A 13,083-nucleotide genomic window follows, 5' to 3' on the forward strand; every position below is an offset into this window, starting at 1 on the left:
TAAATTTGCTATTATTTAATAAACCATACTTTCGTTATTTTGTCTTCTTCGACTTCATAAATCGCGATCGCAAATACGTCTATTCCATTTTCTCTTCCAGTAACATGTTCATGATCAGTTACGATGTTGTTATTAACCATCCTAGAAAGTAGTTCGGCGTGTTGATTAGGATTTTCTTTAAATAGCTGACTATATCGTTCACTCATCTTGTCTAAACCCGTATATAATAATTTTGAAGGGAATTCATAAATAGAAACATCTTCATGATAAACGGCTAGGAAGTTTTCGATATTTTGTTTGTTGTAGGCGTCTAGTTGTTTTTGAGCTAACATTGCTGCTTTATTTTTCATAGTGATCCTCTTTTCTATTATGTGATGGGATCTTTTATTAATAATTCTTTATTGAACTATTCACAATACGGTTTATCCAAAAAAATTTTAAACGTTTACGATTAGCCTATTTCCTTTTATTTTCTAATCCAAATTTCTTGCTCTTCCATCACACTATTTTCATACGCTTGTGCGATCCCCATTACTTGGATCGCACTTTTTTGAACTGTTTTATATTTTACCGTTAAGTGAAAATCATCGTAAAAAGGGAACGGATTGAACTTTATTTCATTCGCATTATGCCATTCAGCGATAAAAGGATGCTTGCCATCATTAAAAATTTCACTGTTCGTAAATCCATTCCTAAACCACGGATGTTCCTTATCCTTCTTTGTTCCAGGTTCATTTATACAAATATATAAGGATACATCATCACAAAATTGAAGTAAGCGGAAATGTTCTAAAAGTAATTCGTGGTTAGGGTCCTGTAAATGCTCTTTAATATTAGTTTGTCTCCTCCTTTCTTCATGTAAAAAATGAATGCTATTTTTATCACTAGTGGAAGAAAAAAAGGAGCAATAATGTAGGCTACATAATAAGCTAGCATACCGATTTCCCTTTTCGATTTCATCTAGTCCGAGTTTATAAAATGCCAATTTTGGAATGAGGGGAAAATCTGAAAATGAATAAGGTGTGTTCGTTTGATCATTCCATATTGGCCTATCGTCTAAACCGATCCAACTTCGATCGTGTTCATAAGCGGCAAAAACTAAGTCTTCAAAGAAATGAAGAGTTGATAGTAAATCAGACTGAAAATGTTTAGCGACTTCTCCTGATAGGAAGGCATGGTCATGTTGTTTAATCATAATAAATGCATCATTTGTTTCACGGATAATCAATGTTATAAACACTCCTTCCACGGTATGAATTACTACTATTGTACCGATGTTATAAAAATGATCAAAGTAAAACGCGAGAAGATTATGATCATTTACTTAATACTAGTTATAAAGCATATAACGATGAATAAAGGGTATATTAAATGAAAGGGTAAAAAGAAGAACGAAAAGTTTTTTAACTAATAAATGTACCAATAAGGAGAGATTTATGGCTAAACGAAATAGTAATGGACCAGGATTGGTGATTGGAACCCTTGTCGGTGCGATGATTGGAGCTACAGGTGCGCTATTACTTGCTCCAAAAAGAGGCGAGGAGGTTCGGAAAGATCTTGTTGAACGATTGAATATTACGCCCACTGAAAATAAGCCTCTGTCACATATGATCCTTGAGATGGGAAGTGAGTGGGAGTATGATTTTTTTGAAGATGATGAGAATCAAACTTCTTCGGTACAAGAAGATCAAGGTGGCGGCGACGTAGGCTATGTGGTAAATGATATGTTGGACAATATGGAAGAACAAAGAGGCTGAATTTAAGGTCTGTCTCTTTGTTCTTTCTTTGTACTCAAGGAAAGTTTATTCCGTAAAAGGTAATGTATGAGAAAGACAATAATTTTTCGCCATTCTTGGTGGAAAATCGTGATTTTTTAATATTTACGTAACCTCTTAACACTTTTTACATACTTTTGTTTTACGATGAAAAATAATTAACATATTAGAGTGAATGAATAATGCGGTCGATGTTAAGATCAATGATCGGTTCATCGTTCATAATTCGCTGATAGATTTCATTTAATAGATTTTTCTGTTTATTATTTAGGTTGGTAGTATCCCATTTTTTATGAAGCACTCCATATAGTTCACAATCTCTTAATTTGAGAAAAAGCGGAATTTCATAAAGGTGGTCTAACGGTATCGCTCGTTCAACTTGATAGCCTTTTAAAAAATCGGTGAGAAAGTTGTGACTATATTCTGTTCGTGCTTCTTTGGTAGAGACTTTTAACCAAGTGGTATAATAAACAGGTATGGCAATATCACTTATAAAATGATGATAAGAGCAATCGTCAAAATCAAATACAGAAATTTTATTTGTTTCTTCGTCATAGAAAAAGTTTCCTGAATGTATATCCGAATGAATGAGTCCATACCGTTCTGATGTTTTGGGAAGAGCTGAAATGGATTCTAAAACATGCTTTACTTTTTCACGCAATGGTTGGTCGGCAGGAAGAAAAGGTGCAAATTGACTAGCATACTCTTCTATGAGATCGGGTCGTTTCATTATGTAGTCAGGTTTTTCATAATGTCTTGTTAAACGATGAAACGTACCAATCGTTTCTCCCCATTTTGTAATTAAAGCCTGATGAAAGGAAGGTGCATCAACTTTTATTGCGTGACCTTCAGCTTTTTCAAATAAACTAGCGTAAAACGAGGTACTTTCTGCTTGAATGGTTTCAACTGCATTTCCATGTATGGAAGGCAAGCAACCACAAGCAGGGGCCTTATTTTTCTTTAAATAAGACAGCCAATGAAGTTCTGCTTCAATTTGCTCTTTCGTTCTATGACTACTATGAGTTAATCTTAGAACCACATCTTCTCCTTTTGGATTAGTTCCTTCATAAACGTAGTTTTCAAAGTTTCCTAATTCTTTTAAAGAGGAGAATGGTAATTGAAAGCGAGAAGCAGCTTGAAGTAAAATATTACCATTAAAATACTGTTGGACTTCTTTTTCCATAAAGTTCACTTCCTTATAGATAGTACTTTTTGTTTTCCTTTTTTATCGTAGTAAAGCTTAGTCTCGTCATCATTCATTAAAATTAATGTGTTTAGGTACTTGTAAAGTATATAGGATTAGACGTTATAGAATAAAGAAAGTTACGAGGAGGGTCAATTATGAAAAAAAAAAATATTCTCATTGTGGATGATGAAAGAGATATGCGTGAATTAATAAGTATTTGTTTACAAGGTGAATATGAAACAATAGAAGCCGAGAATGGGGATGTGGCGCTAGAGTTATTCGAGTCACAACCTGTTGACCTTGTACTTCTTGATGTGATGATGCCAATTATGGACGGTTTTTCAGTCCTATCGGAAATGAAACAAATCGAGAAAATGAAAGATATTCCAGTAATCTTGCTAACTGCACTTGGAGATACAGATGATATCGTCAGAGGATTAACTCAAGGGGCAGATGATTATATTGTTAAACCGTTTGAACCCAGAGAAATGGTCGCAAGGATTCAATCTGTTCTACGACGGTCAGCAATTACAGAAGACACGTTTGAAATTCATCAACTTATATTTGATCAAGAAAAATATCAAGTGTCTTATAATGGAAAAATTGTTCCATTAACAAAAAAAGAATTTCAACTCTTTTTCCGCCTAGCAAGCCGTCCAGGAAGAGTATACTCACGAGAGCAGTTGGTGGAATTAGAGTGGGATTTTACATTTGACGGAGATGCAAGAAATGTTGATGCTCACATTAAGAACATCCGTGAAAAATTAAAGAAAACAGGATATACTCATAAAGTTATTGAAACGGTTTGGGGCATCGGCTATCAAGTTGTTCAAGAACTTTAGTGAAAAGTGGAGGATAGAATGAAACTTTCTTCAAAACTTACGCTACTCTTAGTGATTAGCTTAATAGCTACAATATTAACGATGAGTATTACGTTTTATATACAATCTAAAGAATTTTATCAGGATCACCTTACAAAACAGTTAGAGCATCGTCTTGTCGCTCATGCTGACAGTATCGAAAACCATTTTGTGATTGATACGATTTTACATGTGTTAAAAATGGAAAAGGAAGATACGGTCAACTTTCTCCTTTTTGACGAACAGTTAACGCCGCTAGTAATGGCACAGCCTATTGATACTGAACTAATTGAAGCGTACCGTTTATGGGTGGAATCAGTTATTTATATAGTTCCTTTGCAGGCTGGTGACCAACAACCGTTTACTGAATATGTCAAATCAAGGGAGCATCATATTCAACATATATGGTCAATGCAGCCAGTGTACGTCAATGAACGAGTCAAAGGCTATTTATTTATAGATCAAGATATGAGGGAATTTGAAACGACGAAAAACAACATCCTTCAACTTGTATTTATTATGAGTATGATTATCTTTGTTATAGGACTCCTATTTGTCTTATATTTAACAAGAGTATTAACCAAACCATTACAAAAGATGGGGGAGGCGACGAATCGAATTGCTCAAGGGGACTTTGAGTATGAAATTCAAACAACAGCTAAAGACGAGGTCGGACGACTTGCCCAAGATATTCAACAAATGTCAAATCAATTAAAACGATATAATGAAACGAGAAAAGAGTTTTTATCCCACATATCACATGATTTGCGAACGCCGTTAACGTATGTAAAGGCCTATGCTGCCTTGTTAAAGGATCGTAAAGAGAGTGATTCTATGTGTAAAAAACAAGCGGAAATGATTTATAAACAAGCCAAAAATATGGAAGTTCTCGTCAATGATTTGTTTGAACTTGCAAAATATGAGGAAGGAAATATACAACTCCATAAAGATGATGTAAACTTATATTCTTGGCTCCAGGATCTGAAGTTAGATTTTGATTTAAAATTACAACAAGAAAATATTCAATTTGAACTACACATTGAAAATAAACAGTGGTCGGCTTATTTTGATAAAGAAAAAATGAAGCAGGTTATTAAAAATGTAATAGAAAACAGTATTCGCTATACACAGAATGGTACGATTCATGTTCGTATTCATAAGGATGAGCAATTAAGGCAGTTAATGATCTCAATTGAAGATACTGGAAAAGGTATTCCAGAAAGTGAATTGCCGTTTATTTGGGAGAGGTTTTATCGAGTCGATAAATCAAGAACTTCTAGCAATGGTGGAAGTGGTTTAGGACTAGCAATCGTAAAACATATCGTTGAACTTCATCGCGGTACAATAGAGGTTGAAAGTATATTAGGTGAAGGAACTACATTTACTCTCTTGTTACCACAAGATGAATAGGAGAGGAAGTCGAATAATGGGGGAGTATGAAGTGCCAGAGTTAATCAATCAACTTATTTCTTTATTTATGCACTATCGAGAGATAACAACAATTATTATTGTCATATTCTTTGTTTTTATTAATCGTTGGATATCAAAGCTCGTAATCTATGTACTATCGAAGCTAATCAATAAAACTCATAATCCATTTTTTATTGCAGTCTTAAATGCGTATGAAAAACCACTGCGAACGTTTTTTATCTTCTTACCGATTTATATTGGAATTAAGACGCATGATCTACCTCTAGGAACTGAGTTAATGGTGGATCGTATTTTCAATACAATTGTCATTTTAATTATTGGATCTGGATTGCTTAAGCTTTCCAGTAAAAGTTCGAGTGTATTTGAAAAACTTAAAGAAAAGTTTGATATGGAGTTTGATGAAATTTTAATTCCATTCTTTTCGAGAGTTGTACAAGTTGTTATTTTCGCTGTACTTCTTAGCTTAGTCGCGCAAGCCTGGGGACACAATATTAACAATTTAGTTGCAGGTTTAGGAATTGGTGGTTTAGCTGTAGCGCTTGCGGCCCAAAGTACATTAGGGAATTTATTTGGTGGAGTCGTAATAATTACAGAAAAACCGTTTTCTCTTGGTGATTGGATCAAGACCGCCTCTGTAGAGGGGGTAGTAGAAGATATTGGATTTAGAAGTACAAAGATACGAACATTTGCCAATTCAGTAATTGTGATACCGAACTCTACATTGGCGAATCAGGAAATTGAAAATTTTAGCAATATGGGTAAACGAAGAGTGACATTTAATCTCGGCTTAACGTATCGAACGTCACGAGAGCAGATGAAAAATTGTGTGGAACGCATTGAAAAGATGATTCGAATACACGAAGAAGTTCATCCAGAAACGATCATGGTTCGTTTTGATAAATTTAATGATAGTAGTTTAGACATTTTCTTATATTTCTTTACGAAAACAACTGTATGGGCCGAATACTTGGCAGTTAAAGAAGATATTAATTTTAAGATATTAGAAATTCTTGAGGAAGAAGGAGCTTCCATTGCGTTCCCAAGCCGATCATTATACATCGAAAAGGGAGAAAAACTGGAAAGAATGGAACAGGTTGAAAAAGAAACTAAAGAGTTAAGCTGACCAATATGTGTCAGCTTTTTTTTTTGTATATTGATGGTGTGCTTTTATACTTAGGCGGAATGAAACTAGTAACGGATTTCCTCAGACATGAAATTACTCGAGATTTAAAGGGGTTTGTCGATGTTCATGAATTTCTACGTATAGTTATTACAGTGTTAATGTCCATTAATTCATCGTAGATGAAAAGAAGACGCTTTAAGTTTACTAAAACTAATGAGTTAGTTTTTTAGATTGATCTGTTATTAAATGTAACAAAGTTGTAGTGAGGAAATTGCTTTGCTATTATAATAATCCGTAATCAGCGAAGTGGAGGGATTACAATGAAAATTGAAAAACAATTGGATTTTCCAAAAGGATTTACGGTTAGAAAAGTAATAGAACTTGTTACGATAAATGAACGTTTTGCTAGCAAGATCTATTTTAAAACTGAAAGTCATCAATGTAATGGTAAGAGTTTATTAGGGTTAATGTCGTTTATGTTAATGACGACAATAGGAGAAGAGTACACGCTTTCTGTTGAAGGTGAAGATGCGGAACAAGTGGTTCAATTTTGGAACTATTTCGTAAACAAACTTCATGAAAAAATACCGTTAAGTTACTGGGAAGAAGAAGGAGCCGAAACTGTACAAGAAGCAATGTGCCATTCGATGTCAGTCCTGAACTCCTCCGTCCGTTCTGTAGCTAAGTCCTATTTGAAAACTGGCAAAAAAGAAATATAGGTTACTACATTTCAAGTTTAAGATTGGTTGTTTTCTTCCGTTCTGTATAAAAGAGTGCATAACATCCTAACCCGCATATTAAACAAGTGATTGCCGATAATAGATGGGCACTTAAATAGGAGTTAGTATAGTCAATTAAAAATCCAGTGACGACAGGGGAGACGAGTTGACCAGCACTAAAAAATATCGTTACAAACCCCATCGCAACAGGAATAAACTTTGCTTCGATATAATCTCCAACACTTGCATTCATTATTGTAGGCACACCCCATAGTGTCGTTCCATAAATAATGACTTGCATGAAAATGAAAAAGCTATCGGTAGAAAAACTAAGTCCCATTAACATCAGAAATTGTGTGGAAAATACGATCATTAACGACAACATTCTACCAACTTTATCTGAGACTGTTCCCCATAAAAAGCCACTAATAATACTAGCAATCCCAGCTGCTGCAAAAAACTGACCAGCTTGTTGACTAGTGAAGTTGACGTCAGTAATCAAGTAATCTACGAGAAATGTTGAGAATATTAAATAACTCATACCCCATAAAAAGTAAATAGAACCAATAAACCAAAGTGTTTTGTTACGATATACAATACTTGGCTTCGAGGAAGTTTCAACATGGTGTTGGTGCTCATTCCTATTTTCAATAGCACCAATTGGTAACAGTTGAACTTCTTCAGGCTTATTTTTTAAAAATATCGAATTAATTAGAGCGATGATAATAACTAAAAAGGCAAGCAAATACCAACTTAAGCGCCACCCTTGGTCCGAACTTATCACAACTAAGGCCGGGACCGCAAACCCGCTAAAAACCATACCAATCCCTGACCCAGCCATGGCAGTTCCCATGGCCATTCCTCTTTTTTTAGGAGAAAACCATTGACTAATGAGACCTAATGAAGGAACATAAGAACCTCCAGTCCCTAAACCCGTAATAAAACTGCCTATATAGGCGACCCAAAAATGCTGAGCATTGGCTGTGATAACCATTCCGGTAGCGATAATTAAAAGTGAAACAATGATCACTTTTTTTGCTGAAAAACGTAATACAAAAAAACCAGATAATAGGACGGCAATTAAATACCCCAAGAATATCGATGAGGCAATTAAACCTGTTTCTCGGTAATCTAACATTAAACCGTCTTTCATAAATGGTAGAATAACACCAAACGAAAAGCGGCCAAAACCGAGACATGCTAGCACACTTAATACGATGAGGATGAGCATAAACCATCCTTTATGGATAGAGTGTTGTTTCACCTTAAACCAAACCTTTGACATTTTATTTAGAAAATTCATACTACTAATTGTAATGCAATTTCATACAAAAACATAGAGTTAAAAATTTTTCTGGAAATTAATTGGCTGATGGGCAGGGGAATTCAAGTTGAACGAGGAATATAATATTATTAAAGAAAGCGGTTTCTTATTAAGCGTAACCATTACCAAAGGGAGATCTTAACAAGACCTCCCTTTAATAACCAGTGTATGTACTCACCTTACTTTAGTAAGTCTTCATATGGAGTTAAATCAATATTTTTACTCTTTAATGTAGCTACTGCACGCTTTTGCATTGGGCCAGGTGAAGCAAGGATATATCCTCGAATGACATGGTCTTTTGTCACTTCTTCACCATTTGCTAATTCATTAATTTTTGCTTGAATTCCTTTTTTAGCCATCGGTCTAACAAATACGGGTACTGGTGCTAATATTTCTTCTAAAAAATTTGTTGCTTCATCATTCCAACTCACGAATTTCAATCCTTTCAAAAAGCTTAATTATTTTCTAATCTATTATATACATAATTGTAAGAGATCACAATTTGTAACCTTATAATCAATCTTCGTCTAACAATAAAGAGTAATTCGGTATAGGCATATTTTTGAGTAAGATAGGGTAAACAGGTAACAAAAGGGGAGCATAAGAAAAGTTTTTATTCGATAACTTATTGTTTTTAACATCCTTAAACTTAAAGGAAAGAGCTATTTATTCGTTTGACTACTGGCTAAAGCAAGTAGAATTGTCTAGATTTTTAAAAATAGCTTAAATCAAAATAAGAGACTTTCATTATTATGTTTTTTGGAGGGATTACAGATTATGAGTCACCGTATGTTTAAATTATCAATGATCACGATGTTTATTATTGTTATGTTGTTTTCAGTTGAATTAGTTAATGAGAAATTAACTACACCTTTGGAAAACAGCAAAATAGTATCGACTAAGGAACAAAAAGTTGATGATGGAGTCGTATTGGCGGCCAATAAAAAGACGGATAAACATATTGTTGATTTTAGTTGGATTGAAAAAGGTTTAGACGGACAGTTAGATGATATAGAATTTCGTATTGGTACAAATAAAGATGAAATACTATCTAAAAGAGGTACTGCAATTGATACAGGTTATTACGAGGGTGGACAATTTTTTCGATACGACGATGCAACCTTTTTTATAAATCCTGAAACGAATCAATTAGTGGCAATCGCTTTGTCTACAGAAGATGAAGATCTTGATGCATCTAAGCTAAAAAAAGCATTAGGTACTCCAGATGTAAGCGAACGAAATGAAATGGAAGATCTATGGATGTATGAATATTATTTAGATCAATATTCACTCATGTTTGAAGCGGATGAAGAGAATGGAAACATCTTATTTGCTTGGTTGAAAAAGAGATTATAATCTTGTTGAAGGAATATAAATTTTCTAGAGTTAAAAAAGCTGCACCGAATGATGCAGCTTTTTTCTACGTATTTATTCAGTTATGTCTTCAAAAATCGTATCAACTTCAGGAGCATCTACAATAAGTCCTGCATCTACTAACCAGTCAATGACTTCTTGCCATGATTCCTCATATTGACTTCCAAAGCTTTCATTTTCACTTTCCATTTTGGAAAGGAGGATTTCTAAGCTTTGTTCTTCGACATCACGAATAAGTGGGAAATTCGCTTGATCTTGATTGGCAAATAAAATATCAAGGCTTTCTGTCGGTTCATTTTTCATTTTTTCGTAGCCTTTCACTGCTGCACGCCAAAACGCTTCGATTTCGTCACGTTTCGTTTCTAAATTGTCTTCATTAGTCACAATGACTAATTCATAATAAGAAGGGACGCCATACTCAATAGGGTTAAAATAACGAATATCATGTCCTTGGTGTTGTAATACTGGATATTCATGATTAATATAAGTTCCAATTACAGCATCGACCCGTTCACTAACAATGGAAGAACCTAATTCAAAACCAACATCAATTAAGTTCACTTCATCATAATTTCCGCCATCTGCTTCAACCATTGTTTTTAAAATGGGTTCATTTACAGGAATCCCAGGGTAACCGACAGTTTTTCCTTCTAAGTCTGCGGGAGATTCAATATCACTGTCCGCCATCACCATCATATGGTTTAAAGGTGAACGAACGATTGCCGCAATAGAAACAACTGGGACATCCATCGTTCGAGCCATAATAACATCAGGTTGATATGTAATTCCGAGCGTAACTCCACCTGAAGCTGCTAAGTTGATCGGGTCTGTTGGATTTGCAGGGAAAACGATATTTACATCCAATCCTTCTTCTTCAAAATATCCTTCTTCTAGTGCTACGTATAAATACGAGTGGACAGCATTTGGATACCAGTCGAGCATGATGTCAATGCTCGTTAATTCTTCAGTTTCAGTGGTTTCAGGAGTTTCACTTCCTGGAGCTTCTTCTGTTTCCTCTTGTTGGGTATCGCCTCCACAAGCTGCTAAGCTGAATGCTGTAACAAGAGACAGGACAAACATTGATAATTTTTTCATGGTTTATTCCTCCATTTAAGTAAGTAAGTTTCTAATGCTTTAACTAGTAAAAATAACGTGATCCCTAAGATCGATAACCAAACAATCGGGGCAAAAACGCCAGCACCATCAAACTGAGTCATCATTCTACGACTAAAATACCCTAAACCTGCATTTGCACCTAACCATTCACCGATTGCTGCTCCAATGACACTTAAAGTGACAGCAACTTTTAAACCAGAGAAGAAATATGGAAGTGCAGTAGGTACTTGAATTTTAAAAAAGGTTTGCCAGCGGCTCGCTCCCATCGTTCGTAATAAATCGATATGATCTCTACTCGTGGAACGAAGACCATCAAATGCTCCAATCGTGATAGGGAAAAATGTAATAAGCACGGTTACAACGACTTTACTCCAAATTGTATACCCAAACCACAATACAAAAATCGGTGCTAGGGCGATAATCGGAATGGTTTGTGAGGCAATGACGAGTGGAAAAAATGTTTTTTCTGCTAGCTGGCTCATATTCATCCAAACGGCAAGACCAACCCCAAATACAACCGAAATACACAAGCCAATTAGAACAACTTCTAACGTTGCTAGTAAATGTACTTTAAACAGTACATCATGAAGTTCGACCATTTTTGCTAATATGAGCGTTGGCGAAGGCAGTATAAACGGTTTATTGAATTGGATTGCACTGATTTCCCATCCTAAAAAAAGAAGGAGTAAAAGAATAACCGAACTCATGTAATACTTTAATTGTTTCATAGCTTCACCTGCTTGCGTAATTCTTGGAGTAAATCTTTTTTTATTTTTGCAAGCTCAGGTGATAGCAAGTCTTCTAATGTTCTTGGTCGAGATAAGGGTACTTGAATTTCCTTAAAGCTCGTAAGTGGTGATTGGGAGAAGAGGAAAATTCGATCCGATAAAAATAATGCTTCATCGACATCATGAGTAATAAAAATGACAGTTTTTTCAAGCTTCTCCCATTGTTCTAATAGCCACTCTTGCATTGAAAGACGAGTCACTGCATCTAATGCACTAAAAGGCTCATCAAGAAGTAAAAGGTCACCACCACCTAGCATTGCTCGTAGAAAAGAGACTCGTTGCCTCATCCCACCCGAAAGTTGATGTGGATAATCATACTCGTAACCTTTTAAGCCGAATTCCTCAAGTAGTTGAAGAACATGTTCTTTTTTGCTTTTTTTCGTAAAGCCGTTTATTTCAAGAGGTAGGAACGCATTGTCAAGTATATTTCGCCAATCAAGTAGCATATCTTGTTGCGGCATGTAACCGACTTTACCTAAACGGTTATTTTCCTCTTGACCATAAAGGGAAATCGCTCCATTTGTAGGTTGTTCTAGACCTGTGATTAGGCGAAATATAGTACTTTTTCCAGATCCACTTGGGCCTAATAAGCTGACAAATTCACCACCTTTAACTGATAATGATAGTTCGTTTAAAATTGGAGAAGTCTTTTCTTTCTTTATTCCCTTATAGGAAAATGAAACGTGGTCAAATGTGAGAACATTATTGCTCCTCATCTGTTGGCCACATCTCCATGTTGTAAGACATATCCCAGAACATATATTCATATCGACTTGTATTTAGGAAAATTTCTTCGAGGTTTGCTAGTTCTGCTTCTGTTTTTCCTTCTGTTAATTCGTTCATTAAAGTAATTAACCAATCCGCTAATTCCCCAAATTCCTCAGAAGCATACATTTTAACCCATTCACCGTATGTTTCATTTTCAAGTGCACCAGGTATTTTACTAAGTTCAGTTCCAATTTCAAAATAGCTCCAAGTACATGGAAGGACAGCAGCGACTAGTTCAGCAAGGGATCCTCTTTGTGACACGTTTAACATATATCCGCTATAAGCTAAAGTAGTAGGAGCAGCTTTTGTTGTTTCAAGCTCATCATCGTTAATACCGAGGCGACGTGCGTACTGTCTATGCAAATCCATTTCTACATTTAAAGTAGAATCAAGTAACTTAGCAAAAGTGGACATCGTTTTAAGGTCTCCTCCTTTCAAGCTACCTAAAGCAAATAAACGGGCATAATCGATTAAATATAAATAATCTTGACGCATAAAAAACTTAAATTTTTCAATGTCTAATGTTCCATGCCCAATTCCTTGAACAAATGGGTGCTTATGATTTTTTTCCCAAATCGGTTTTGCTTTCTCATATAAACGTTCTGTAAATAACATCAAA

At 35.1% G+C, this 13,083-nt stretch carries 15 protein-coding genes; 6 read left to right on the forward strand and 9 right to left on the reverse strand.

Features of this window, described 5'->3' with window-relative positions; all coding sequences use genetic code 11:
• Positions 1-11: 11 nt before the first annotated feature.
• Positions 12-350 carry a nuclear transport factor 2 family protein gene (locus BK574_RS25285; RefSeq protein ID WP_078430587.1) on the reverse strand — a complete coding sequence of 113 codons (339 nt, stop codon included), beginning with the start codon at positions 348-350 and terminating at the stop codon, positions 12-14.
• A gap of 116 nt (positions 351-466) precedes the next feature.
• Positions 467-1,228, reverse strand: a complete 762-nt coding sequence (locus BK574_RS25290) for a DUF3891 family protein (protein ID WP_078430588.1) — start codon at positions 1,226-1,228, stop codon at positions 467-469.
• A 208-nt stretch (positions 1,229-1,436) separates the two neighbouring features.
• Here BK574_RS25290 and BK574_RS25295 point away from each other — a divergent pair, with 208 nt between their 5' ends.
• Entirely contained in the window at positions 1,437-1,757 is a 321-nt protein-coding gene (locus BK574_RS25295; protein WP_078430589.1) for a YtxH domain-containing protein, read from the forward strand.
• 184 nt (positions 1,758-1,941) lie between these two features.
• Here the strand turns inward: BK574_RS25295 and BK574_RS25300 are convergent, their stop codons facing one another.
• The gene (locus tag BK574_RS25300) at positions 1,942-2,958 is read right to left on the reverse strand and encodes a phosphotransferase enzyme family protein (RefSeq protein ID WP_078430590.1); all 1,017 of its coding nucleotides are present in this window, start codon (positions 2,956-2,958) and stop codon (positions 1,942-1,944) included.
• 158 nt (positions 2,959-3,116) lie between these two features.
• Here BK574_RS25300 and BK574_RS25305 point away from each other — a divergent pair, with 158 nt between their 5' ends.
• The 4 genes from BK574_RS25305 to BK574_RS25320 all read left to right on the forward strand — a co-directional run bounded on the left by BK574_RS25305 (position 3,117) and on the right by BK574_RS25320 (position 7,094).
• On the forward strand, positions 3,117-3,803 hold the full coding sequence (locus BK574_RS25305) for a response regulator transcription factor (RefSeq protein ID WP_175576458.1): 687 nt from the start codon (positions 3,117-3,119) through the stop codon (positions 3,801-3,803).
• Between the two features lie 18 nt (positions 3,804-3,821).
• On the forward strand, positions 3,822-5,231 hold the full coding sequence (locus BK574_RS25310) for a sensor histidine kinase (protein WP_078430591.1): 1,410 nt from the start codon (positions 3,822-3,824) through the stop codon (positions 5,229-5,231).
• Between the two features lie 16 nt (positions 5,232-5,247).
• The gene (locus tag BK574_RS25315) at positions 5,248-6,375 is read left to right on the forward strand and encodes a mechanosensitive ion channel family protein (RefSeq protein WP_218970627.1); all 1,128 of its coding nucleotides are present in this window, start codon (positions 5,248-5,250) and stop codon (positions 6,373-6,375) included.
• A gap of 320 nt (positions 6,376-6,695) precedes the next feature.
• Positions 6,696-7,094 carry an HPr family phosphocarrier protein gene (locus tag BK574_RS25320; RefSeq protein ID WP_078430592.1) on the forward strand — a complete coding sequence of 133 codons (399 nt, stop codon included), beginning with the start codon at positions 6,696-6,698 and terminating at the stop codon, positions 7,092-7,094.
• A 4-nt stretch (positions 7,095-7,098) separates the two neighbouring features.
• Here BK574_RS25320 and BK574_RS25325 read toward each other — a convergent pair whose 3' ends face one another.
• The gene (locus tag BK574_RS25325) at positions 7,099-8,379 is read right to left on the reverse strand and encodes an MFS transporter (protein ID WP_238458092.1); all 1,281 of its coding nucleotides are present in this window, start codon (positions 8,377-8,379) and stop codon (positions 7,099-7,101) included.
• 218 nt (positions 8,380-8,597) lie between these two features.
• Positions 8,598-8,849 (reverse strand): DUF2621 family protein, encoded by a 252-nt coding sequence (locus BK574_RS25330; RefSeq protein ID WP_075385455.1) that lies wholly within the window; start codon positions 8,847-8,849, stop codon positions 8,598-8,600.
• Positions 8,850-9,195: 346 nt separating this feature from the next.
• Here BK574_RS25330 and BK574_RS25335 point away from each other — a divergent pair, with 346 nt between their 5' ends.
• Positions 9,196-9,774, forward strand: coding sequence for a DUF4309 domain-containing protein (locus BK574_RS25335; protein WP_078430595.1), 579 nt, complete (start codon positions 9,196-9,198; stop codon positions 9,772-9,774).
• A gap of 72 nt (positions 9,775-9,846) precedes the next feature.
• On the opposite strand, the gene BK574_RS25340 is transcribed toward BK574_RS25335, so the two are convergent.
• The 4 genes from BK574_RS25340 to tenA are packed head-to-tail and all read right to left on the reverse strand — an operon-like array spanning position 9,847 to position 13,079.
• On the reverse strand, positions 9,847-10,887 hold the full coding sequence (locus tag BK574_RS25340; RefSeq protein ID WP_078430596.1) for an ABC transporter substrate-binding protein: 1,041 nt from the start codon (positions 10,885-10,887) through the stop codon (positions 9,847-9,849).
• Positions 10,884-11,636 carry an ABC transporter permease gene (locus BK574_RS25345; RefSeq protein ID WP_078430597.1) on the reverse strand — a complete coding sequence of 251 codons (753 nt, stop codon included), beginning with the start codon at positions 11,634-11,636 and terminating at the stop codon, positions 10,884-10,886. The genes BK574_RS25340 and BK574_RS25345 overlap by 4 nt, the downstream gene beginning before the upstream one ends.
• Positions 11,633-12,412: an ABC transporter ATP-binding protein gene (locus BK574_RS25350; protein WP_238458093.1), complete on the reverse strand. Its 780-nt coding sequence runs from the start codon at positions 12,410-12,412 to the stop codon at positions 11,633-11,635. The genes BK574_RS25345 and BK574_RS25350 overlap by 4 nt, the downstream gene beginning before the upstream one ends.
• Positions 12,399-13,079 carry a thiaminase II gene (gene tenA / locus BK574_RS25355; protein ID WP_078430599.1) on the reverse strand — a complete coding sequence of 227 codons (681 nt, stop codon included), beginning with the start codon at positions 13,077-13,079 and terminating at the stop codon, positions 12,399-12,401. The genes BK574_RS25350 and tenA overlap by 14 nt, the downstream gene beginning before the upstream one ends.
• Positions 13,080-13,083: the final 4 nt, after the last annotated feature.

This window comes from Alkalihalobacterium alkalinitrilicum, assembly GCF_002019605.1.
GTDB classification, from domain to species: domain Bacteria; phylum Bacillota; class Bacilli; order Bacillales; family Bacillaceae_F; genus Alkalihalobacterium; species Alkalihalobacterium alkalinitrilicum.

What these genes read in the sequence shown, in the direction of transcription:
- BK574_RS25285 (WP_078430587.1), bottom strand. Translation starts at nt 350, where the DNA reads ATGAAAAATAAAGCAGCAATGTTAGCTCAAAAACAACTAGACGCCTAC.
- BK574_RS25295 (WP_078430589.1), top strand. Translation starts at nt 1,437, where the DNA reads ATGGCTAAACGAAATAGTAATGGACCAGGATTGGTGATTGGAACCCTT.
- BK574_RS25300 (WP_078430590.1), bottom strand. Translation starts at nt 2,958, where the DNA reads ATGGAAAAAGAAGTCCAACAGTATTTTAATGGTAATATTTTACTTCAA.
- BK574_RS25305 (WP_175576458.1), top strand. Translation starts at nt 3,117, where the DNA reads ATGAAAAAAAAAAATATTCTCATTGTGGATGATGAAAGAGATATGCGT.
- BK574_RS25310 (WP_078430591.1), top strand. Translation starts at nt 3,822, where the DNA reads ATGAAACTTTCTTCAAAACTTACGCTACTCTTAGTGATTAGCTTAATA.
- BK574_RS25315 (WP_218970627.1), top strand. Translation starts at nt 5,248, where the DNA reads ATGGGGGAGTATGAAGTGCCAGAGTTAATCAATCAACTTATTTCTTTA.
- BK574_RS25320 (WP_078430592.1), top strand. Translation starts at nt 6,696, where the DNA reads ATGAAAATTGAAAAACAATTGGATTTTCCAAAAGGATTTACGGTTAGA.
- BK574_RS25325 (WP_238458092.1), bottom strand. Translation starts at nt 8,379, where the DNA reads ATGTCAAAGGTTTGGTTTAAGGTGAAACAACACTCTATCCATAAAGGA.
- BK574_RS25335 (WP_078430595.1), top strand. Translation starts at nt 9,196, where the DNA reads ATGAGTCACCGTATGTTTAAATTATCAATGATCACGATGTTTATTATT.
- BK574_RS25340 (WP_078430596.1), bottom strand. Translation starts at nt 10,887, where the DNA reads ATGAAAAAATTATCAATGTTTGTCCTGTCTCTTGTTACAGCATTCAGC.
- BK574_RS25345 (WP_078430597.1), bottom strand. Translation starts at nt 11,636, where the DNA reads ATGAAACAATTAAAGTATTACATGAGTTCGGTTATTCTTTTACTCCTT.
- BK574_RS25350 (WP_238458093.1), bottom strand. Translation starts at nt 12,412, where the DNA reads ATGAGGAGCAATAATGTTCTCACATTTGACCACGTTTCATTTTCCTAT.
- tenA (WP_078430599.1), bottom strand. Translation starts at nt 13,079, where the DNA reads ATGTTATTTACAGAACGTTTATATGAGAAAGCAAAACCGATTTGGGAA.